Origin of the sequence: Streptomyces sp. ID05-26A (assembly GCF_033794685.1) — a bacterium.
Taxonomy (GTDB): Bacteria; Actinomycetota; Actinomycetes; order Mycobacteriales; family Pseudonocardiaceae; genus Lentzea.
On record NZ_JARAYZ010000001.1, the window covers coordinates 2323468 to 2344583 of the forward strand.

General features: G+C 64.7%; 21 protein-coding genes. 7 read left to right on the forward strand and 14 right to left on the reverse strand.

What is annotated here, in order from left to right:
• Positions 1–44 precede the first annotated feature (44 nt).
• On the forward strand, positions 45–1907 hold the full coding sequence (locus PV646_RS11535; protein ID WP_500341410.1) for a glycosyltransferase: 1863 nt from the start codon (positions 45–47) through the stop codon (positions 1905–1907).
• Here PV646_RS11535 and PV646_RS11540 read toward each other — a convergent pair whose 3' ends face one another.
• From PV646_RS11540 to PV646_RS11580, 9 genes are all read right to left on the reverse strand, one after another.
• Complete coding sequence (locus PV646_RS11540; RefSeq protein ID WP_500341411.1) at positions 1908–2720, reverse strand: carbohydrate ABC transporter permease; 813 nt, start codon at positions 2718–2720, stop codon at positions 1908–1910. It abuts the gene before it with no gap.
• Positions 2717–3592: a carbohydrate ABC transporter permease gene (locus PV646_RS11545; RefSeq protein WP_500341412.1), complete on the reverse strand. Its 876-nt coding sequence runs from the start codon at positions 3590–3592 to the stop codon at positions 2717–2719. Before PV646_RS11545 ends, PV646_RS11540 begins: the two co-directional genes overlap by 4 nt.
• On the reverse strand, positions 3589–4818 hold the full coding sequence (locus PV646_RS11550; RefSeq protein WP_500341413.1) for an ABC transporter substrate-binding protein: 1230 nt from the start codon (positions 4816–4818) through the stop codon (positions 3589–3591). The genes PV646_RS11545 and PV646_RS11550 overlap by 4 nt, the downstream gene beginning before the upstream one ends.
• A 40-nt stretch (positions 4819–4858) precedes the next feature.
• The gene (locus PV646_RS11555; RefSeq protein ID WP_452250221.1) at positions 4859–5053 is read right to left on the reverse strand and encodes a hypothetical protein; all 195 of its coding nucleotides are present in this window, start codon (positions 5051–5053) and stop codon (positions 4859–4861) included.
• 72 nt (positions 5054–5125) lie between these two features.
• Positions 5126–6028: a galactofuranosyltransferase GlfT1 gene (gene glfT1, locus PV646_RS11560; RefSeq protein WP_500341414.1), complete on the reverse strand. Its 903-nt coding sequence runs from the start codon at positions 6026–6028 to the stop codon at positions 5126–5128.
• A gap of 3 nt (positions 6029–6031) precedes the next feature.
• A complete protein-coding gene (gene wzt, locus PV646_RS11565; protein WP_189156509.1) occupies positions 6032–6832 on the reverse strand; it encodes a galactan export ABC transporter ATP-binding subunit Wzt/RfbE in 801 nt (266 codons plus the stop codon).
• Between the two features lie 17 nt (positions 6833–6849).
• Positions 6850–7770 (reverse strand): galactan export ABC transporter permease subunit Wzm/RfbD, encoded by a 921-nt coding sequence (wzm, locus tag PV646_RS11570; protein WP_500341415.1) that lies wholly within the window; start codon positions 7768–7770, stop codon positions 6850–6852.
• A gap of 59 nt (positions 7771–7829) precedes the next feature.
• Positions 7830–8660 carry a class I SAM-dependent methyltransferase gene (locus tag PV646_RS11575; protein WP_500341416.1) on the reverse strand — a complete coding sequence of 277 codons (831 nt, stop codon included), beginning with the start codon at positions 8658–8660 and terminating at the stop codon, positions 7830–7832.
• Positions 8661–8718: 58 nt separating this feature from the next.
• Positions 8719–9195, reverse strand: a complete 477-nt coding sequence (locus PV646_RS11580) for a bacterial proteasome activator family protein (RefSeq protein WP_500341417.1) — start codon at positions 9193–9195, stop codon at positions 8719–8721.
• A gap of 91 nt (positions 9196–9286) precedes the next feature.
• Here PV646_RS11580 and PV646_RS11585 point away from each other — a divergent pair, with 91 nt between their 5' ends.
• Both PV646_RS11585 and PV646_RS11590 read left to right on the forward strand, forming a co-directional pair.
• The gene (locus PV646_RS11585; RefSeq protein WP_500341418.1) at positions 9287–10486 is read left to right on the forward strand and encodes a cysteine desulfurase-like protein; all 1200 of its coding nucleotides are present in this window, start codon (positions 9287–9289) and stop codon (positions 10484–10486) included.
• A gap of 19 nt (positions 10487–10505) precedes the next feature.
• Positions 10506–11150: a class I SAM-dependent methyltransferase gene (locus tag PV646_RS11590; protein WP_500341419.1), complete on the forward strand. Its 645-nt coding sequence runs from the start codon at positions 10506–10508 to the stop codon at positions 11148–11150.
• Here the strand turns inward: PV646_RS11590 and PV646_RS11595 are convergent.
• Positions 11134–12099 carry an NAD(P)H-quinone oxidoreductase gene (locus tag PV646_RS11595; protein WP_500341420.1) on the reverse strand — a complete coding sequence of 322 codons (966 nt, stop codon included), beginning with the start codon at positions 12097–12099 and terminating at the stop codon, positions 11134–11136. The genes PV646_RS11590 and PV646_RS11595 overlap by 17 nt on opposite strands.
• Before the next feature lie 45 nt (positions 12100–12144).
• Here PV646_RS11595 and PV646_RS11600 point away from each other — a divergent pair, with 45 nt between their 5' ends.
• Both PV646_RS11600 and PV646_RS11605 read left to right on the forward strand, forming a co-directional pair.
• Positions 12145–12777: a GNAT family N-acetyltransferase gene (locus PV646_RS11600; RefSeq protein WP_500341421.1), complete on the forward strand. Its 633-nt coding sequence runs from the start codon at positions 12145–12147 to the stop codon at positions 12775–12777.
• Positions 12778–12855: 78 nt separating this feature from the next.
• Positions 12856–14364 carry a M28 family metallopeptidase gene (locus PV646_RS11605; RefSeq protein ID WP_500341422.1) on the forward strand — a complete coding sequence of 503 codons (1509 nt, stop codon included), beginning with the start codon at positions 12856–12858 and terminating at the stop codon, positions 14362–14364.
• Between the two features lie 916 nt (positions 14365–15280).
• Here the strand turns inward: PV646_RS11605 and PV646_RS11610 are convergent.
• A complete protein-coding gene (locus PV646_RS11610; RefSeq protein ID WP_500341423.1) occupies positions 15281–16123 on the reverse strand; it encodes a hypothetical protein in 843 nt (280 codons plus the stop codon).
• On the opposite strand from PV646_RS11610, the gene PV646_RS11615 reads away from it, so the two are divergent.
• Positions 16123–16596 carry a tyrosine-type recombinase/integrase gene (locus tag PV646_RS11615; RefSeq protein ID WP_500341424.1) on the forward strand — a complete coding sequence of 158 codons (474 nt, stop codon included), beginning with the start codon at positions 16123–16125 and terminating at the stop codon, positions 16594–16596. The genes PV646_RS11610 and PV646_RS11615 overlap by 1 nt on opposite strands.
• 762 nt (positions 16597–17358) lie before the next feature.
• A complete protein-coding gene (locus tag PV646_RS11620) occupies positions 17359–18099 on the forward strand; it encodes a DUF5131 family protein (protein WP_500341425.1) in 741 nt (246 codons plus the stop codon).
• Here PV646_RS11620 and tcmP read toward each other — a convergent pair.
• From tcmP to PV646_RS11635, 3 genes are all read right to left on the reverse strand, one after another.
• The gene (gene tcmP / locus PV646_RS11625; protein WP_500341426.1) at positions 18096–19337 is read right to left on the reverse strand and encodes a three-Cys-motif partner protein TcmP; all 1242 of its coding nucleotides are present in this window, start codon (positions 19335–19337) and stop codon (positions 18096–18098) included. The two genes, PV646_RS11620 and tcmP, sit on opposite strands and share 4 nt — an antisense overlap.
• Positions 19338–19504: 167 nt before the next feature.
• Positions 19505–20212 (reverse strand): HAD family hydrolase, encoded by a 708-nt coding sequence (locus tag PV646_RS11630; protein ID WP_500341427.1) that lies wholly within the window; start codon positions 20210–20212, stop codon positions 19505–19507.
• Positions 20209–21116: GntR family transcriptional regulator (locus PV646_RS11635; protein ID WP_500341428.1), on the reverse strand; the 908-nt coding region annotated here is incomplete at its 5' end. The genes PV646_RS11635 and PV646_RS11630, both read right to left, overlap by 4 nt.

The window sequence follows — 21116 nt, forward strand, 5'->3', positions numbered from 1 at the left end:
GGGATCCTTCCGGGCCGCCCGTCCTACTGACAGGGGATGGGTCCGTGGACCAGAACTGCGTGCTGCAACGGGTGATCCTGCCCCGCGACGAGGACCCGCTGGACGTCCGTCCGCTCTACCTGGACGAGCCGGACTCGGTGCACTGCCACGTCGCGTCCCGCCGCAGCACCACGGTTCCCCCGTCGGCGAAGGTCTCCTTCTCCACGTACTTCAACGCCTTCCCCGCCTCCTACTGGAAGCGCTGGACGACCGTCGACGAGGTCGTGCTGCGCCTGGCGGTGCGCGGCACCGGCCGGGTCGACGTGTATCGCTCACGTCCGTCCGGCGACATCATCCACATCGAGGGCCAGTACGTCCGTGACGCGGGCGAGTGGACCGACGTCGAGTTCACCGTGTCGCTCAAGCCGTTCGAGGACGGCGGCTGGATCTGGTTCGACGTCTTCACCGACGACGCGCCCCTGGAGATCCGCGAGGCGGCCTGGACCGTGCGCGAACCGTTGCCGGTGCAGAAGGTCGCCATCGGCATGACGACCATGCGCCCGGTCGACGCCGTGATCGCGTTGCGCGCGCTCGGCGAGGACAAGGCCGTGCTCGACGTGCTCTGCAAGGTGTTCGTCGCCGATCAGGGTGCCGTGAAGGTCCGTGACACCAAGGGTTTCGCGGAAGCGGCGGCAGTGCTCGGGGACAAGCTGGAGGTCATCGAGCAGGACAACCTCGGTGGTTCCGGCGGCTTCACCCGCGGCATGTTCGAGGCGATCGAGAACTCCGACGCCGACCAGATCATGTTGATGGACGACGACATCCGGCTCGAGCCGGACGCGGTGCTGCGCTCCAACGCGTTCGCCCGCGCCGCCGCCCAGCCGGTGATCGTCGGCAGTCACATGCTGAACCTGTACTCGCGGGCCCGCCTGCACAGCTTCGCGGAGATCGTCGACCTCAACACGTGCTTCTGGCGCGCGGCACCGGGTGCGGTCACCGACCACAACTTCGCCACGGACTCGTTGCGGGAGACCAAGGAACTGCACCCGCGCATCGACGCCACCTACAACGGCTGGTGGATGTGCCTGTTCCCGCGCGAGGTCGTGCGCCGCAGCGGTTACCCGTTGCCGCTCTTCATCAAGTGGGACGACGCCGAGTACTCGCTGCGCGCGCTGGAGCACGGCTTCCCGACGGTGTCGCTGCCGGGCTCGGCGGTCTGGCACATGCCGTGGACCGACAAGAACGACTCGACGGACTGGCAGGCGTACTTCCACACGCGCAACCGCCTGATCCTCGCGGCGCTGCACAGCCCGTACGACGTGAAGAACGGCATCGTGAAGCACGGCCTGAAGCTCACGCTGCGGCACCTGCTGTCGATGGAGTACTCGACGGTCATGTTGCAGCAGAAGGCGATCGAGGACTTCCTCGCCGGCCCGTCGCTGCTCTTCGACTCGCTGCGCACCTCGCTGCCCGAGGTCCGCAGGCTGCGCGCGGAGTACTCCGACGCGCAGACCCTGCCGTCAGCCCGTGAGTTCCCGCCGCCCACCTTCGACCAGGTGCGCGCCGAGGCCCTGCTGGAGCCGTCGCAGTCGAAGATCACCACGGCCAAGCGCGCCGCGAAGTCGTTGCTGCACAACCTCCGCAGCCCGGCCCCCGACGCGGCGGGCCGCCCGCAGATGAACGTGCCGGCGCTCAGCGCACGGTGGTTCCTGCTCGGCAACCTCGACAGCGCGACCGTGTCCACCGCCGACGGCACCGCGGTGGCGTTCTACAAGCGCGACCCGCAGGAGTTCCGCGCCCTGGCCGTGCGGGCGGCCCGCAACTACCGCCGCCTCGGCCAGGAGTGGGACCAGCTCAAGCGCGTCTACCGCAACGCCCTGCCGGAGCTGACCTCGACGGAGTCGTGGCGGAAGGTGTTCGAGCGCTGATCAGCCCTTGATCCCGGTCTCCGTCACCCCGCGCACCAGCCACCGCTGCATCGCCACGAACACGATGACCAGCGGGGTGATGGAGACCGCCGCGGCCAGGAACAGCTCGTGCACGTTGATCGACTGAGCCGTGAGGAACGTCGACAACGCCACCTGCACCGTCCACGAGTCCTGGTCCTGGGCGATCACCAACGGCCACAGGAACTGGTTCCACGACGTCACGAACGCGATCACGCCGAGCGCGGCGAAGAACCCGCGCGAGTTCGGCACGACCACGCGCCAGAACGTGCCCCAGTGCCCGAGACCGTCGATCCGCGCGGCCTCCTCCAGTTCCCGCGGGAAGTTCAGGAAGTACTGCCGGAACAGGAAAGCCGTGAACCCGCTGAAGAGGCCGGGGATCACCAGCCCGCGCAGGTCCGAGACCCACCCCAGCGTCGACACGACGACGAACGTGGGCACGAACGTGACCGCCGCCGGAATCATCAGAGTGGCGACGACGAAGTAGAACACCACGTTGGCGTACCGGTACGGAATCCGCGCGAGCCCGTACCCGGCCAGCGAGCACAACAGCAGCTGCCCAGCCGTCTGCAGCACCGCCACCACCAGCGAGTTCACCATGCTCCGCACCAACGGCACGGCCGGATCGCCGAACAGCTCGGCGAAGTTCTCCCAGCGCACCGACGACGGCAGAAACGTCCACGAGGCAGCGCTGATCTCAGACTCCGCCACGAGCCCGTTGCGCACGACGAGGTAGAACGGCACGAGGAACAACACGGCCGCGATGCTCAAAGCGAGATACCGCAGGGCTTTCACCGTCGCACCGCCCTTCCCTGCAGCAGCGTGACGCCGACGATCAGCAACGTCAGGATCACCGCACCCGCGCTGCCGTGCCCGAAGTCCTGCCCGCCACTGCCCAAAGCCGTGTAGTACAGGTAGATCAACGGCGGCCGGGCGAACGGCGGGTAACCGCGGTCGGTGCCGAGCACGTTGTAGAACTCGTCGAAAGCTTGGTACGCACCGATCAGAAGCAGCAGCAGCACAGCGACCGATGTCGTGCGCAGCTGCGGCAGCGTGACGAACCGGAACGCCTGCCACGAGCGTGCGCCGTCAAGAGCCGCCGCCTCGTACAGCACGGCGGGAATCCGTTGCAGGCCGGCGATGAACAGGATCATGTAGAACCCGAGCTGCAACCAGAGCCGCAGCGTCACGAGCACGAGCCAGTACCAGGGCGGTGAGGTGGAAACGGTCCACGCCACCGGATCCGCACCGAACCAGCCCAGCACCGTGTTCGCGAGACCCGACCGCAGGCCGTTGAAGATCGATAGCTTCCACACCAGTGACGCCACGACGTACGAGCACGCCGTCGGCAGGAAGAACACCGAGCGGAAGAACGCCTGCATGAAGCTGATCTGGCTGACCAGCAACGCCAAGGCCAGAGCCAGCACGAACGTCAGCGGCACGATGAACGCCGCGAACACGCTGAACGTGCCGAGGCTGCTCAGGAACGGCCCGTCGGTCAGCATGTCCGCGTAGTTGCGCAGCCCCACGAACTCCGTCGGCGTCACCGTGTTGCGCGCGTCGAAGAACGACAGCAACAGGCTCCAGCCGATCGGCACGTACACGAAGATCAGCAGCCCGGCGGCGAACGGCCCCACGAACAGCCAGAACGCGCGTCCGTTCCTCATCCGTACAGGCGCTTCAGCTCGTCACGGGCAACACCGGCGGCGGTCTTCAGTTCGGCGTCGGCGGGAGCGCCGTCCCGGACCACCCGCGAGACGGCGTCGTTGAACGCCGTGCGCATCACCGAGGTCCAGTCCGGCGGGTTGGACGCCTTCGCGTTGTCCCGCACGAACTTCACCGCGTCGGCCGCCGCACCCGAGGTCAGCTTCGAGGCCTTCTCCGAGATGCTTCGGCGAGGCGGGATGTGGAAGCCGTAGCTGAGGTTGAAGTCCTCCTGGTACTCGGTCTTCTCGATCCACAGCCACTTCACGAAGTCCTTGGCCTCGTCGATCCGCTTGGACTTGGCGTTGACCATCGCCCCGAACGCCCCGACCGGCACGCTGGCGCGACCACTGCCACCGAGCGCCGGGAACGGCAGCACGCCGAAGTCGTCGCCCAGCGCCTTGACGACCGCCGGCACCGCCCACAACCCGGTCCACTGCATGGCGACCAGGCCCTGGACGAACGCGTCCGGCTCCGCCCAGTCCTTCACGGCTCCCAGCAGCAGGCTGCCGCTGGTGTAGAGCTCGCGGAGCTTCCCGATCGCCGTCGCGGCAAGGGGATCGTCGAACCCGACCTGGCGGTCCCGCACGTAGTCGAGACCCGCCGACCACAGCGCGGGCCCGCCCAGCACGCCGCCACCGCCGTCGTTGCCGGCGAAGAGGCCCTTGACCGAGCCCGTGGTGAGACGCCGTGCCGCATCGACCAGCTCGTCCACGGTGGACGGTGGCCGGACCCCGGCCTGCGTGAAGAAGCTCTTGCGGTAGAACAACATCTGCATGTCCACGGCCTGCGGTACTCCGTAGATCCTCCCGTCGACGGTGTGCGTCGCGAGGATCGACTCGGAGAAGTCGGACTTGGCGTCACCGAAGACGTCGTCGAGCGGCACCAGCTGGCCCGCCCTGACCGAGCTGAGCTGCGGGGTGGACTCGAAGACGTCGGGCCCGCCGCCGGACAGCAGGCTCGTCGCGAGCTTGGAGTCGTAGTCGCCGGGGTTCCACTGCACGTCGACCGGAGTCTTCGAGTACGCCTTGGCGTAGCGCTCGACGGCCTGCTGCACGCCGGGCTCGCCGTACGCGTGGTACCACTGCTTGAGGGCCTGGCCGTCGCCGCCTCGGCCGGTGTTCGAGCCGCACGCCGCGAGCAGCGCGCTCGCACCGGCGAGGGAGAGAAGTCTGCGTCGGGAGATCACTCGTCCCGTCTTACTCCGATCACGCGAAGTGCGCGAGCGGTTACTCGAAGTGCGCAACGACGACGTTCGCGAAATTGACGACGTACTCGCGGCCATCGGGCCCTGGAATCGGCTGCGTGTGGCCGTTGCGGACGATCTGGGTCAGCCGCGGCGCGAGGTCGTCCCGCGTCTCGGCGGTGACGGTGAGGGAGATCGGGTTCGGGTTGGCGGCGAGGAACAGCACGAGTTTGCTCATGCCGTTCAGCAAACCGCGTTCCGGCGACGGGCTGAGGGCGGTTCCGCTCCGAGCGATTCCGCCCTCAGCAGATCACTTGCGGAAGAAGCGCTCCCGCTGACCGAGGCGCACGAGCTTGACCCACTCGACGAACGCCTTCGGGTCCTTCTTCACTGCGAGGAAGTACAGCCCGAACCGGAACACCTCGAGCGCACCGAGCTTGCGCATGCCCGGCTGCGACAGCAGGTACCCGCGGTTGCGGTAGGTGTAGTAGCGCTTGATCGGGTTCTCCGGGTCCTGGGCGTGGAACCTGCCGCCCAGCATCGGCTTGAACTCGTCCGAGCCGTCCGGGTGCACGTACGCGACCCGCAGGGACGTGCCGAACGGCAGCCCCGACCGCACCATCCGCCGGTGGACCTCGACCTCGTCGCCGCGGAAGAACAGCCGGTAGTCCGGCACGCCGACGACGTCCAGCGTGGAGGCGCGGAACAGCGCCCCGTTGAACAGCGAGGCGATGCCCGGCAGGAAGTCGGTGCCGAGTTCGGCGGCCGAGCGCTTCCACGTCAGACCGCGCCGCAGCGGGAACGCGAGCTTGTCCGGGCTGTCGATGTTCGTGACGACGGGGGAGATCTCCGCGAGACCCCTGCGCTCCGCCTCCTCGAGCAGCACGGCCAGCACGTTCTCGTCGGCCGGGCGGCCGTCGTCGTCGGCCAGCCACACCCACTCCGCGCCGAGGGACAGCGCGTGCAGGATGCCCAGCGCGAAGCCGCCGGCGCCGCCGAGGTTGCGGTGCGACGGCAGGTACGTGGTGGGCAACGGGCACTGCTCGACCAGGTCGCCGACCGGCTGGTCGGGACCGTTGTCGACGACGACCAGGTGGTCGGGCACGCGCGTCTGGGTCGCCAGGGCCTTCAACGACTCGGCCAGCAGCTCCCTGCGGTGGCGGGTGACCACCACCGCCACGACGGAGCCCTTGGGCAGTGCCTCGAGGTTCATGCTCTACTCGCCACCGTTTCCGCTGAGGACGGGGGTTTCCTCGTGCGGGTGCATGCGTTCGAAGGGGTCGAAGCCCTTGTACGCGGTCAGCACCTCGCGAAGGCTTCCGAACATCTTGACGTGGCCCTCGTCCATCCAGATCGCCTTGTCGCAGAACTCTGCGAGGAATTCGTCGGAATGGGTCGCGAACACCAGCAGACCAGAGCGGGCGACCAGGTTCTTGAGGCGGTCGCGGGCCTTCGCCATGAACGCCGCGTCCACCGCGCCGATGCCCTCGTCGAGCAGCAGGATCTCCGGGTTGATCGACGTGACGACGCCGAGGGCCAACCGGACGCGCATGCCCGTCGAGTACGTGCGCAGCGGCATCTGCAGGTAGTCACCGAGCTCGGTGAACTGCGCGATGTCGTCGACGCGGGATTCCATCTGCTTGCGGCTCATGCCGAGGAACAGGCCCCGGATCATGATGTTCTCGTACCCGGAGATCTCCGGGTCCATGCCGACGCCGAGGTCGAAGACCGGCGCCACCTTGCCGACGATGCGCGACTGGCCGCGGGTGGGCTCGTAGATGCCCGCCAGCAGGCGCAGCAGCGTCGACTTGCCGGCGCCGTTGTGGCCGACCAGGCCGACGCGGTCGCCGTCCTTGATCGACAGCGTGATGTCGTGCAGGGCTTCGATGATCGGCACACGGCCCTCCGAGCCGATCTTGCCGCCGACCTTGCCGAGCGCGAGCTTCTTCAGCGACCTCGACTTCGCGTCGAAGATCGGGAAGTCGACCGATGCGTTCCAGACGTCGATGCTGACCATGGGGTGTCGACCTCCTTCTAGACCCAGTAGGAAACGCGGGCGCGGTAGTTGCGCAGGATGACCAGTGCGAGCATCCAGCCGACCACCGTGAAGCCGCCGACGACCGCCCAGTGGTGCCAGTCGACGGTGTGGCCGAGCAACGGGGCGCGGACGATCTCGACGAAGTGGTACACCGGGTTCAGCTCCGCGATCCACATGCGCCAGGCACCGTCGTCGGGGTTGCCCTTGGTGACCTTCGTCAGGATGCTCGCGTCCCAGACGATCGGCGTCATGAAGAACACCAGGTTGATGAAGCTGTTCACGACCGGCGGGATGTCGCGGAAGCGCGTGCTGATCACACCGAACAGCAACGAGACCCACACGGCGTTGATCGCCAGCAGGGCGAAGCCGGGGATCGCCAGTGCGATCGTCCAGCTCAGTCCGGGCTGGAGCGGGCCGTTCTCGGTCATCCGGTACGGCTCGGAGAGCGTGCCGAAGAAGATCAGCATGACGATCACGTAGATCACGAGGTTGTGCAGCAGGAACAGGATCTGGCGCCACACCATGCGCATCACGTGGACGGTGATCGGCGCAGGCAGGTGCTTGATCAGCCCCTCGTTCGCGATGAACACGTCCGTGCCCTCGGTGATGCAGCCGAGGATGAAGTTCCAGACGATGAAGCCCGCGGTGATGTACGGCAGGAACGCCGGCAGTTCCGCGCCGAGCAACACCGAGTACAGCAAGCCCAGCGCGAGCGCTGTGGTGCCCATCGAGATGGTGATCCACAACGGGCCGATGACCGAACGGCGATAGCGCTGCTTGATGTCCTGCCAGCCGAGGTGGCCCCACAGCTCACGGTGGTCCCACGCCTCCCGCACATCAGCGAACGCGCGTTTGAAGCTGCGCGACTTGACGGCAGGGGGCGCCTCTGCTTGGTCGGGCGTACTGGTGGCTTGCACGAGGACTGAGCGTACCGGCGACCGATGAGTGACATGCTCACCGGTCGGTCACGGTGCGGTCAGACCTTGATCACTTTGACGATGACCTGTTCGTGGTCGTAGGTGTACCCGAGGTAGTCGAACTCGACGCCGTGCGCCGCGACGTGCTCCAGCCAGGCCTTGTGCTCGTGTTCCTGCCACTGCGGGTAGTTGAAGTACTCGTCGAAGACGATGATGCTGCCCTCGACCAGACGCGGTCCGACCAGGTCGAGAACGGTCTTGGTGGACGAGTACAGGTCGCAGTCGACGTGCAGGAACGTCACCGAGCCCTCGTGGTCGGCGAGGAACTTCGGCAGCGTCTCGTCGAACCACCCGGCGACGAGCTCGGCACCCGGCACGTCCGGCAGGCCGTCCATCGTGAACGTGCCGGCGGGGAACCCGTTGCGCCAGTTCTCCGGCAGACCCTCGAAGGAGTCGAAGCCGTAGACGCCGGAGCCCTCGCGGGCGTTCGCGATGATCTTGAGCGTGCCGCCGGTGTAGACGCCGAACTCCAGCGCCATGCCGTCCTCGGGCGCCTGGGTCAGCGCGAACTCGAGGGTCTCGTGCGGCGAGCCGAAGTGCGGGACCCGCGGCATGTTCTTGTGCACGAACTGAGCGCTCTGCAACGAGGCTTCCCGGTCCGCGGCGAACACGATGTCGCGGCGGGCCCGCACCTCGTGGCCGACGGTGTGGTCGACGATCCGGTTCGCCTGCTGGTTGAGCTCGTCGCGCAGACCGTCCAGCTGGACCTGGATGCGGGCGATCTGCTCCTGCTGCGGCTTCAGCGCGTCCTGGATGAGTTCGATGGCCTTGACACGAAGCTTGTGACGAAGCTGCTTGGCCTGCAGGCCTTTGCGGACTTTGTCGAGCACGATGGCTCCTCTCCAGAACGGTCAGCGCGCATCGTAGAGCCAACCCCGCCCGTTTCAGCTAGAGGTACTGACCCGTTCCCTTGCCTGTTGTTCCGCCTTCGTTACCTTCGCCGCTGCTGCCGGCGGGCAACGCACGGCCGCGCATCTGCTCCAGCTGGGCGCGCGCCGCCATCTGCTGGGCGAACAACGCGGTCTGGATGCCGTGGAAGAGGCCCTCGAGCCAGCCGACGAGCTGGGCCTGTGCGATCCGCAGCTCGGCGTCGGACGGGGTGCCCTCCTCGGTGAACGGCAACGAGAGACGCTCCAGCTCGTCGCGCAGCTCCGGCGCGAGGCCGTCCTCGAGCTCCTCGATCGACCGCTTGTGGATCTCCTTGAGGCGGTTGCGGCTGGCCTCGTCCAGAGGTGCGGCGCGGACCTCCTCCAGCAGCTGCTTGATCATCGTGCCGATCCGCATCACCTTGGCCGGCTGTTCGACGAGGTCGGCGATGTCGCCGTCCTGGCCGCCGACGATTACGACGGGCTGCTCCTGGTTCATGGTCTCCATCCTCGCGTGATTCACGTTTTCGAAACTAATCGGGGTGGGGCTGGTCGTCGCCGTGTTTGCTCGCATACGTACGGTGTTACTCATGGCGTTCGACGTCGCTCGAGTACGAGGGCTCTTCCCCGCGCTCGGCGACGGCTGGGTACACCTCGACGCACCCGCCGGCATGCAGGTGCCCGAACAGGTCGCCACCGCCGTCTCCACCGCGCTGCGCGCCCCGGTCTCCGGGCCCGGAGGCATCTTCCCGGCGTCCCAACGGGCGCAGGGCATCGTGGACGCCGCCCGCCGGTCCGTCGCGGACCTCGTCGGGGCAGACCCCGCCGGTGTCGTTCTCGGTCCCTCCTCGGCCGTGTTGTTGCAACGCCTCGCCGACGCGATGACCGACGACTGGTTCATGGGCGACGAAGTCCTGGTTTCCCGCTTGGACCACCCGGCGAACATCGCACCGTGGTTGCGTGCGACTCAGCGGACCGGCAGCGCGGTCAAATGGGCAGAGATCGACATCGAGACGTGCGAGCTGCCGAGCTGGCAGTTCGACGAACTCGTCACCGACCGCACGAAGCTGATCGCCATCACGGCGGCGTCCGGTGTCGTCGGCACACGCCCGGACCTGGGCAAGATCTCCGCGGTGGCACGCGCGCACGGCTCGTTGATGGTGGTGGACGCCTCGTCCGCGGCGCCGTTCGTGCCGTTGGACATCGTTGGCATGGGTGCCGACGTCGTGGCTCTCTCCGCTGGTCAGTGGGGTGGCCCGCCGGTCGGCGCACTGGTGTTCCGCGACCCGTCGGTGCTGGAGCGGCTGCCGTCGGTCTCGGTCGACCCGATGGCCCGCGGCCCGGAACGACTGGAGCTCGGCCCGCACGCGTATCCGATGCTCGCCGGCCTCGTTGCGTCCGTCGAGTACCTCGCGGACCTCGACGACGCGGCGACCGGCACGCGCCGTGAGCGGTTGCTGACGTCGCTGGGATCCGTGAAGGCGTACCAGGCCGGGCTGCTCGCTAATCTCATCAACGAACTGCGTTCGCTGCGGCACGTGATGGTGATCGGCGACGCCATGCGGCGGGTGCCCGCGCTGGCGTTCTCGATCGCCGGGGTCAAGGCGGAGGACGGCGTCGAACACCTCGCGTCACGGGGTGTCTGCGCGTTCGCCGATCCCGGCCAGCACGGGGTGTTCTCGGTGCTGGGCGTCGGCGAGATCGGCGGCGCCATCCGCATCGGGCTGGCGCACTACACGAACGCAGTCGAGATGGACGACCTGGTGCGGGCGGTGGCCGAACTGGGCTGAGGGATTCGGGAGAGCATCTGTGGACGACTCGCTGGCTCGCGAGCTCGCCGACCTCTCGGCCCTGCACCGCCTCGGTTCCCTGAACACCGAGTACCTGCCGCAACTCGCCGGCGACCTCCGGCCGTCGACGCTCGTCGCGGTGATGGACGAGATCGTGCTCGGCTCCCGCACCGTCCTGGTGGCACTGGGCTGCGGCTCGTCCTCGGTTCTGCTGGCGCGTTTGTTGCAGCAGAGAGGTTTCGGGCACCTGTTGTCGATCGAGCACGACGAACGCACGGCTGCTTTCGTTGCGTCGCAAGTAAGACGCGAGGGTCTGGGCTCGGCCGCCCGTGTGGTGCACGCGCCGTTGTCGCGTCATCCGGCGGCGTTGTCGCGGCACGGCCAGTGGTACGCACCGCAGCAGGTGCACGACGAGGTGCTCGGGTACGTCGAGAAGTTCGGCCTGGTGGACCTGCTGCTCGTGGACGGGCCGGGGTCCGGTGACTCGCGTTATCCGGCGATGCCCGTGCTCAGCGCCGTGCTGGCGCCGGGGGCCACGATGCTGGCCGACGACGTGGACCGGCCCGACGAGCAGGCGGTGCTGACGCGGTGGTCCGAGGAGTTCGGGCTGGAGTTCCGCACGGCTCCCCGGACCTCGCTGGCCGTGGCTACCGGTCTCGCTTGAGCAGGACCTTGCCGAAGACGTCACTCGCCTCCAGCAACCGGTGCGCCTCGGCGGCGTCCGACATCGGCACGACCCGGCCGACGATCGGCTTGACCGCGCCGCTCTCGATCAGCGGCCACAGGTGTTCGCGGACCTGCGCCACGATCGCGCCCTTGCCGTCGACGGTCCGGCCGCGCAACCCGGTCGCCATCACCGACGCCCGCTTGGCGAGGAGCTTGCCGATCGGCAGTTCGCCCTTCACACCGCCCTGCATGCCGATGATCATCAACCGGCCGTCCTGCGCGAGGACGTCGATGTTGCGGGGGAGGTAGGAGGCGCCCATGTTGTCGAGGACGACGTCGGCCTTCTTCACCTCGGCCACGAAGTCCTGGGTCTTGTAGTTGACCGTGATGTCGGCGCCGAGCTCCGCGCACTTCCGCAGCCGTTCGTCGGAACCCGCCGTGACCGCGACGGTCGCGCCGAGCGCCTTGGCGACCTGGATCGCGTGCGTGCCGATGCCGCCCGCACCGCCGTGCACGAGGAACGTCTCGCCGAGCTTGAGCCGGCCGTCCATCACGACGTTCGACCAGACCGTGCACGCGACCTCGGGCAGTGCCGCGGCCGTGACGACGTCGACGCCCTTCGGGACCGGCAGGACCTGGGCCGCGGGCACGACGACCTTCTCCGCGTAACCACCGCCGGCCAGCAACGCGCACACCTCGTCGCCGACGTGCCAGCCCGTGACGTCCTCGCCGACCGCCGCGATCGTGCCGGAGCACTCCAGCCCGATGACGTCCGACGCGCCCTTGGGAGGCGGGTACAAACCCTGCCGCTGCAACAGGTCCGCGCGGTTGACCGCACTCGCGGCGACGTCGATCAGCACCTCGCCCCTGCCGGGGGACGGGTCGGCGACCTCGGTCCACTCGAGCACGTCCGGGCCGCCGGGTTCGCGAACAGTGATGGCATGCATACAGTCGACCGTAATACCGTTCGACAGGTCCGGCACCATCGGATCATGGACGCCTGGCCGCTGCGACACCTCGTTCTCCGCACCCCGCGCCTGGAGCTGCGCCCGGACGACGACGCCGGACTGTTCGAGCTCGTGCGCGTCGCTCAGGCGGGTGTGCACGACCCGTCCGAGATGCCGTTCAACGTGCCGTGGACCGACAGCCTCGCCGACGACGGCGGGCTCGGCATGCTCCAGCACTTCTGGGCGACGCGCGCCCGGCTCACCGCGAAGGACTGGGTGATCACCTTCCTCGTCCGGCACGAGGGCGAGGTGATCGGCGTGCAGGACGTCGGCGCGCGCGACTTCGGGGTGCTGCGCGAGGTCGGCACCGGCTCCTGGCTGGGCAGGGGTTTCCAGGGCACGGGTTTCGGCACGGAGATGCGAGTGGCAGTGCTGCAGTTCGCGTTCGACCACCTGGGCGCGAGCATCGCTCGTTCGGCGGCTTGGCAGGGCAACCACGCGTCCAACCGCGTGAGCGCCAAGCTCGGCTACGTGCACGACGGCACGGTCGGCCTCGCTCCCCGCGGAGAACGCCTTGAGCACGTGCGATTGCGCCTGGACGAGGCGAACTTCGTCCGCCCGGAGTGGAAGGTAGCGGTCGAGGGACTAGCGGAGTGTGTTCACCTGATCACCAGCTGAACTCCCGCCGACCGACGGATTGTGGCCCGCGTCTCCTTTTTGTGAGGGTTCAGCCATCTCGAACGAAGGGGAACGTTCATGTCCGGCAGATCCAAGCTGGCGGCTGTGCTTGCCATCTCGGCACTAGTCGCTGCCCCTACCGCAACGGCGTCCGCCGCCGCAGAACCGGCGGGCCCCGCACTCGCCAAGAAGCTCGCGAAGAAGGTGACCGTAGAGGGTGTCAACCGGCACCTGATCGCGTTCCAGCGCATCGCCGACCGCAACGGCGGCAACCGCGCGGCACTGACCCCCGGCTACGACGCCAGCGTCGAGTACGTGGCGGGCAAGCTCCGCGCCGAGGGCTTCATCGTCACGACGCCGAACTTCAGCTTCGACGTCCCCATCACCGACGCGGAAACCGCCCGCGTAGACGGCGTGAACTACCAGGCGATCGTCATGACCGCCTCACCCCAGACCCCGGTGGGCGGCATCACCGGCCCGCTGCGAGTGGTCCCGGAAGACGCCACCACGGGCTGCGAGGCAACCGACTTCGCGGGCCAGAGCTACACCGGCAGCGTCGCCCTCATCCGCCGAGGCGGCTGCACGTTCGAGCAGAAGCACCTCAACGCGGCCGCGGCAGGCGCCATCGCCGTGCTGGTCTCGAACAACACCGCGGGCCCCCTGTCCAACGTGACGCTGACCAACCCGGGCCTGATCCCGACCGGCGGCATCTCCCAGGCAGACGGCACCACGCTCGCCGGCAAGGCAGGCGCCGCCGTCACCGTCGACATGCGCTACCACACCGAAACCCGCACCCAGCGCAACGTCATCGCCGAGACCCGCACCGGCCGCAAGAACAACGTCGTCATGGCCGGTGCCCACCTCGACAGCGTCGAACTGGGCGCGGGCATCAACGACAACGGCACCGGCTCGGCGTCCCTGCTGGAAACCGCACTCCAGCTCGGCTCCCGCCCGAAGGTCGACAACGCCATCCGCTTCGCCTGGTGGGGCGCAGAAGAGCGCGGCCTCATCGGCTCCGAGGAATGGGTCCGCTCGCTGACGTTCGAACAGCAGCTGGACATCGCCCTGTACCTGAACTTCGACATGGTCGGCTCCCCGAACGCCGCGTACTTCATCTACGACGGCGACGACTCCGACGCGGTGGGCGCAGGCGCGGGCCCGTACGGCTCGGCCCAGATCGAAAAGGCCTTCGCCGACTACTTCGCCGCCAAGGGCGTCCCGACCGAGGGCACGGACTTCTCGGGCCGCTCGGACTACGGCGAGTTCATCGCCCAGGGCATTCCCGCCGGCGGTCTGTTCACCGGTGCCGAGGGCCTGAAGACGGCGGCGCAGGCCGCGAAGTGGGGTGGCACGGCCGGGGTCGCGTACGACCCTTGTTACCACTCGAAGTGCGACAACCTCGGCAACGTCGACCGGGTGGCTTTGGGTCGCAACGCTGGCGCGATCGCGTTCGTGACGGCTGCCTACGGTGTGTCCACTGAGGACGTCAACGGGGTGCCGCCTCGTTCGAAGCGGGCTGAGGCTCGGTCTTCGGCTGCTTTGAAGGCGGCTTCGCACGACGATCACTCGCACGCGGCTGTGTCGTAGGTCGGCTTTGGTTTGTGGCGGCGGTGCCCTTCGGGGTGCCGCCGCTTCGCGTTATCTGCGTTGTCCGGCTCGTTCACCGGCTCTCACCAGGAGTGGGAGTACTGACACACCTCCTCGTCGCCTCGGTCGCACGGCCAGCCGTCGATGCACACCTCGTGACCAGCCAAGAAGGGGTCGCCGTCAAGGAAACGGCGCGCCGGTACGTATTGCCATACTTCGGTTTCTTTCGCTGATACTTCTAATTTTTGCATGCTTGATCCTCGTATTCATTGGGTTTATTTCAGGCATTTTCCCTCGCGGTTGTCTCGCCTGAGCTTCTTGCTGACAATAGGATATGTGTCCAGGCCAGAGGGTGTCCATAGCGTCTTCCTGGCTCTCAGATGGCCCGTGGAAAATGCGGCACCTCTCCGGATGGATCGAGAGGTGCCGAGCTCAGATTATTATTAATACGAACTGTAAAAACCGTATAGTGCTGTGTCTGCCCGGTCCAGGTCTCGACCGTACGGTCGCCCACGCGCCGAGGCGGTGGCCCGGCGCGTGCAAGAGGCGATGGGGCAGCAGTCCCCGTAGAACACCTGGAGCGAGATCTGGTCGACGCTCTCCGTCGACACAGTTCGCCCACTTGCGGAAGCGGAAGGATTTGAACCCCTGGACGGTTGCCCGTCTCCCGCTTTCAAGGGAGTGGTATGGCCGTTCAAGTTCGTTCGCTGAGGTTCTTCTTGCTGGTCAGCGGTTCCGTCAAGTCGCGGATAAACGCTCCTGGACGACCTGGTATGAGACTGTCCGTCAGACGGATCAGTCCATAGTGGACTTTTTGGCCGCAGGCCGTCGCGAAGCGATGCGAAGCACCCTTGAGCTTGGAGGGGCGACCGGACACACTGCGCGCCCCTACCGCCTTCGAGGCGGCTCGGACCGCTCAGATCGGCTGGCGAGAGAACTGGTCCATTCGGGAGTTCAACGCGCCTACTACTTGCCTCACATGTTTTAGCCAGATCTCCAGGTTATCAAAAGGGACAATATCGAAATAGTTCGTGGCTGTGTCCCTCATCCACTGTGCGCGATTGCTATATTCAACACACAGAAGTTCTTCTTCTCTGAGCTCCTGGCTCTCGACTCCTTCGGGAGAGATCGAATATAGGGGTCCGCCAGTCACGCAAGCTGGAAAAATTGCAGCGTTCTGCTTGGTGTAGCGTTGGCGTATGTCAAATGCTGCTTTGATTGGCGGAAGGCCCATTTCGAATATGGAGTTGCGAGCTGAGTGATTCTTGTTCTGGCGCTCAATTCTCACGATCTGCGTTGCTTTATTTATGACGTTAAGTCGAAGGATCTCCCACTCGCTCCGAAGGTCCGCACTTTCCCATATGGAGGGGACGGCGTACTGCATGACGCGTTTTCGGCGCATCTTGTCGGCGGTCGCTTCGCTGTACGCTGCCTGGGCGGCGTTCAGGAGGATTTCGTAGGGCTTGTTTTCTCTCTCGAACTTACGCCAATTCCGAGTGAACGCGACGTGAGGCTGCGGGGTGCTCTTGCACTCAATCACCAGCACGTGTGGAATATGCATCGGTCCGGGGTTTGCAAATTCTTTGTAAGCGACCACATCGATCTCACGAGGTTTTTCCTCGTCTGGGTCGATATAAGACTGCGCAACACGGACTTCGTATCCTGCCTTTTCCAGCAGTAGCGCCACGCGTTGTTCAAGGATGAAGCCAGACGCGTTCAAAGCATCCTTGATCTCGTCGATGCTCGGCTGGTTATGCAATGGTCACCAGGCTTTCAGTCGGCCCCGACGCAGTGTTGATCGGTGATCGTACGCTTCGTGTCTGTCTTGTGCTGCAGGACAGAACTCTCTGGGCTAACGCGGCTCGTCAAAGTAGATGGGCGACGCGTATAGGTCGCCTCGCCGAACTCGCGCATGCGGGCCGCGCGGGCTCGGAGTGGCTGGGCGGTGACTGGATGTTCACGCAGCCCAACGGAAAACCGATCGACCCGCATGCGGATCACGATGACTGGAAAGCGTTGCTCACTGAGGCGGATGTGCGGGACGCCCGCCTGCACGACGCACGCCACACGGCTGCAACGGTCCTGCTGCTCCTGAACGTGCCGCAACGCGTCGTCCAGGAGTTCATGGGCTGGACCAACGCGAAGGTGGCGGAGAAGTACATGCACGTCACCGAGTCCATGCGGCAGGACGTCGCGGCGAGGCTCAACGGCTTCCTCTGGGCACCTGAATGAGACTGCAAATGAGACTGGACGCAAAGGGGTGGCTCACCGGCTGGTGAGCCACCCCTGTTTGTACTGGTCAAACTGCGGAAGCGGAGGGATTTGAACCCCCGGACGGTTGCCCGTCTCCCGCTTTCAAGGCTGCATCTGGCTGTTCCGGCTCGTTCGGGTTAGTCCACGGTTGTCGGTGTTGCCTGGTCAGGGGTGCTGTCCCGTCCCAACCCGTCCCGGACCGTTGCTACACCCGTCGCTACACCTCGTTCTGGGGCTTGTCTGGTAGCTGTCCCGTCCCGCTGGTCCTCGGTGGGGCGGCTTTGGCATGTCCGGTGGCCGATGACGCGGAGCGTTGGCGGGCGTCGATCGCCGTGCCCGGCTCGGTCAGGTCTTGGATCGCGCGATCGTCCTGACGCCTGGGTGCTGGGAGCTCCTGCGCGTCGCCGTCGGTGGCGTGCTGCCGTGGAGGGACGCCGGCCGCGCCGCACGGCCGACGGGCGGAGCGAAGCGGGAGCCCGGCGTGCCGGGATGGATGGGGAGTCGGTGCCAACGTGACGGGCCCCGTGCGCGCCGCCGACGGCGGCGCGCCTTGATCCCATAGAGCCCAATTCGGCAAAGAGATGCGATCTCTACTACGGTCGCGTCCTGCTTCGTTGAGCGTTCGGGTGAATGATCGCCTGCGATCAATGACACGTGCCCTAGGAACTGGACATCCTATCGAACAAGTGTTCGCATAGCGGTGAGCTGCTTGAACACTGGTCGGCAGGAAGGAACGAGACGATGGCGATCGGTAGCAAGATCGAATGGACCGAGGCGACTTGGAATCCGGTCACTGGTTGTGACAAGGTTTCAGCAGGTTGTGAGAACTGTTACGCGCTGACTCTGGCGAAGCGACTCAAGGCAATGGGTGCTGAGAAGTATCAGGTTGATGGAAACCCGATCACGTCTGGGCCTGGGTTCGGTGTCACGACTCATCCTGAGGTTTTAAGACAGCCCTACAAATGGCGTAACCCACGCACCGTCTTCGTTAACTCCATGAGCGACCTGTTCCACGCGAAGGTTCCACAAGCGTTCATTGAAGATGTTTTTCGTGTGATAGAAGAGACGCCGCAACACACTTATCAGATTCTTACGAAAAGGCCAGCGAGAGCTAGAAAAATGGCCGATAAGCTAAGCTGGCCGAAAAATCTGTGGTTTGGCGTATCTGTGGAGTCTAGTGACGTTCTGCATCGCCTGGAAGATTTGCGCAAGGTTCCTTCCGGCGTCAAGTTCCTCTCGTGCGAACCCTTGATTGGCCCGCTGGATGATCTTAATCTTGCCGGTATCAACTGGGTCATAGTGGGTGGCGAGTCTGGTCATGGAGCCAGGCCCATGGATCCCAACTGGGCAAGCTCGATCAGGGACCGCTGCGTTGATAGCAGTGTTCCCTTCTTCTTCAAGCAATGGGGAGGTCGGACGCCCAAAGCTAATGGCCGAGCTCTTGACGGAAGAACCTGGGATGAGATGCCACTACTAGCCTAAGGTGTTGTCTTACGGTCAATGTAGAATTTGGATACTGCTCCCTTTCCGTCGCAGTTGGTCACGCCTTCGTCGTGTAGTTGCTTAACCGCTGCTCGAACGTGTTTGTCGCGCGCAAGGCCAAGAGCTTCACCATAGACTGCGGGAATTTCGTTCCGAACGAGGAACGCCCCCTTGGCTAGTCGTTGGGTGATGTTCTGGTGGATCTCTTCTATCCACCCCTTTGCGAGGGTGTCCTCTTGTTGCTTGAACAGGTCTTCATCGGTGATCAGGGCTGTTTCATCCGAAGGCTTTTTACCGTCCATGTAGACGTGTTTCCGCCAGTCTTCCTGTGCGGATGACACTGCCTGAGTGAAGACGTCCAGTCCAACATAGTTCTTGGTGATAAAAACAAGATAATATACTGGTTTGTGCGACGGCTTCTTCTGCACCTGTATGGCAAATCCGCCGCCTGAAATCGCTTTTGCTAGCCTCTGCATGAAGCCATAGGCGATCTGCTCGACAGCCTTATCCTTGTCTGCTGCGTCACAATAGACTTTGCGCCACCAGTCTCCTCCGCAAGCCGTGTCGACCCGCGCAAGAGTCTTTTGCTCACCAGTGGTTGGGTGAGCCTTGCTTGCAAACGGGCCAATCCTTCTGATGGCGTTTGCGCTGAAGTTCAAGATCACTTCAGTTGGAATCTGACTCGCACTTCGGGTTTCGAAGATGTGAACAATGTCGCTAAACGGAATTCCAAGCCCGAATGGATCTAGAAAGCAGAGCAAGGGGGCGGATTTCGCCCGCTCCAAGAAAGCCGGAAGTCGCTGATGAACTTCGCCGCGGAGGGCGTCCGTCGCCACTCCATTTTTCTTGTGTTCGGCGACGAGTCCGCTAAGTCTTTCGAAGTGATCCTTATTCTTCTCAATGAATAGGCATTCGAGCGTCCGCTTGTCGGACATTTCGACCGCAGTTTTCAAGATCAGAGCAGGAGAACCTTTGGTGCCGTCATTATAGATTCCGGCTCCTGCGTATCCGTCAATGTAGACCACGCGCTTGTTTTCGGCTGTAGAGCCGACTTTCATCGTAAAAGGAACGATGTAGCGACTCAGGATGCCGTGTTTTAGAACCGCTGCGGCTTGCTTGCTGACAAAGAAAGGGTCTGCCGGGCTGAGCTCGGACGCGGCCTCTTCGCCTGATGGGACAACGGGCTCCGCAAGGCCTTCTTCATCTTCGCTTGTCGGGCGGGCGGGCTCGTTGCTCACAGTCCCTCCAGGTCACCGTTGCGCCAGCGTAACCACGCTGCGCTGCATGAGCGCACGTGTGTGCTGACGATCGTGCCAGGGTGATCGAGACTTTGTGAACCTTTGTTACAGGTGAACCCGCAAGATCGCTGCTTCAGCACCGCCGGAGGAGGCATCAAGCGCTAAATTCACCCGTTTGGAAGCAGGAGTCGCATCGTAGACAAGATGGCCTTCACGCCTGGACGACGGAGAGTCGACGCTTTGCCGGGCTTGTTAGCGTAGCCGATCGCTGCCACCTTCGCGCTGTTAGCTGCATCCATGTCGGATGACGAGTCTCCGACTAGAGTGCAGTTTTCGGGCGCGCGATTCAGCAGCTGAACAGCCATGCTAACAAGGTGTGGATTCGGTTTTAGAAGACCTGGATCTGAAGAGGTGCGAGATACAACGCCGGTCACGCAATCGGTGAGTCCGTGAATTTCAAGATAGATCGAAACCGCCTCGGCGCTGTTGTTGCTTACTATCGCCATTGGTCGACCAATGGCACTCCACTGCTTAATAAGCTGGTGGGAGTATGGTGTTGGCTCTGCGGTTTGGACAGCTTCAACTTCGTGTGCTCGTAGCGCTGACTCAACGTATCGGGCTTCGTTTTCTCCAATTCTTGCCGCGTGCTTGAAAACGTCGAATGGATCCTCGCTGGTTTCGATTTCGGCGGGCAGTGAAGAAAATGCACTTTCTGAGAGAACTGCGCGAAGCTGATCGGCAACGACTGGGGCGGGAAACCCAGAAAATACCGAACAGACAGGACCGTCGAAGTCTAGTAGAAGAGCCTCGGTATTTCTCAAGACATAGCGGACGGCGGTCGCATCGTCGATTTCTGCCTGACAGTCGTCGGTCATCGTTGGTACTCCGATGAGACTGTTGTCCACATCGAGTCGAACCACATGCGAGCCTGTTCGACGTACTGGCTGCCGGTGCTGGTGTCGTCGTCGGTGACGCTGTGGTGGAAGAGGATGGCTTCCTTGCCGACTAGATCGTAGATCGGCTTGGGTTCGCCATCGAAGCGGATGACGTGCTCGCGGACTGGGTAGAAGCCGAAGAAGGCTTCTTCGTTGTTGAGCAGGTACAGCTTGAACAGCGGTGCTGCTCGGTGGACCTTGATCTCGACTGAGACGTCCTTGACCAGGCCGAGGTCTCCGAGTTCCTGGACGTTGTCGACGATCGCGAGGGTGTGGCGGCGCATGATCTCGTCCATGCGCTTGCGGAAGCCTGGGCTGTCCTGCAAGTCCTCGACCTGGCACGGGATTGCCCACGGCTGAGATGTGTCCGGGACGAGCATCCGGATGTTGATCGAGGCAGGTGTCAGTCGGCCGATTCGGATCTTGTCCAGCGGTTCCTGCATGACTCCTTGCAGTGTCTCGCCAGAGAAGCCGGAGAAAGCGATGGAGAGGTGCTCGGCTTCGAACGCGCGCTCGATGTGCGGTCGGAGTCCTACCGGGCGTTCGGTGCGCTCGCGGACGAAGACACCGCTGCCCTGTCGGGAGACGATCAGGCCTTCGTCGCGCAGCTCGCGCAGCGCGTTCTGTACGGTCATCGGCGCGACTTCATACTTCTTCGCCAGTTCGGCGCGGGAAGGAAGCTTGTCGCCGGCCTTGAAGACCTTGGTCAGGATGGCCGCCCGCAGAGCGTTCGCCACCTGCACGTATGGCGGGCGCGGGTCGTCCGGGTCGAGTGCCACCTCTTGCTCCTCTTCTTGTGGGCGTTCCGTTTGAGGTATCGCCAAACAGAACGCCTTCAGAGTAG

What these genes read in the sequence shown, in the direction of transcription:
- PV646_RS11545 (WP_500341412.1), bottom strand. Translation starts at nt 3,592, where the DNA reads ATGAGGAACGGACGCGCGTTCTGGCTGTTCGTGGGGCCGTTCGCCGCC.
- PV646_RS11555 (WP_452250221.1), bottom strand. Translation starts at nt 5,053, where the DNA reads ATGAGCAAACTCGTGCTGTTCCTCGCCGCCAACCCGAACCCGATCTCC.
- glfT1 (WP_500341414.1), bottom strand. Translation starts at nt 6,028, where the DNA reads ATGAACCTCGAGGCACTGCCCAAGGGCTCCGTCGTGGCGGTGGTGGTC.
- wzt (WP_189156509.1), bottom strand. Translation starts at nt 6,832, where the DNA reads ATGGTCAGCATCGACGTCTGGAACGCATCGGTCGACTTCCCGATCTTC.
- PV646_RS11580 (WP_500341417.1), bottom strand. Translation starts at nt 9,195, where the DNA reads ATGAACCAGGAGCAGCCCGTCGTAATCGTCGGCGGCCAGGACGGCGAC.
- PV646_RS11585 (WP_500341418.1), top strand. Translation starts at nt 9,287, where the DNA reads ATGGCGTTCGACGTCGCTCGAGTACGAGGGCTCTTCCCCGCGCTCGGC.
- PV646_RS11595 (WP_500341420.1), bottom strand. Translation starts at nt 12,099, where the DNA reads ATGCATGCCATCACTGTTCGCGAACCCGGCGGCCCGGACGTGCTCGAG.
- PV646_RS11600 (WP_500341421.1), top strand. Translation starts at nt 12,145, where the DNA reads ATGGACGCCTGGCCGCTGCGACACCTCGTTCTCCGCACCCCGCGCCTG.
- PV646_RS11605 (WP_500341422.1), top strand. Translation starts at nt 12,856, where the DNA reads ATGTCCGGCAGATCCAAGCTGGCGGCTGTGCTTGCCATCTCGGCACTA.
- PV646_RS11615 (WP_500341424.1), top strand. Translation starts at nt 16,123, where the DNA reads ATGGTCACCAGGCTTTCAGTCGGCCCCGACGCAGTGTTGATCGGTGAT.
- PV646_RS11620 (WP_500341425.1), top strand. Translation starts at nt 17,359, where the DNA reads ATGGCGATCGGTAGCAAGATCGAATGGACCGAGGCGACTTGGAATCCG.
- PV646_RS11630 (WP_500341427.1), bottom strand. Translation starts at nt 20,212, where the DNA reads ATGACCGACGACTGTCAGGCAGAAATCGACGATGCGACCGCCGTCCGC.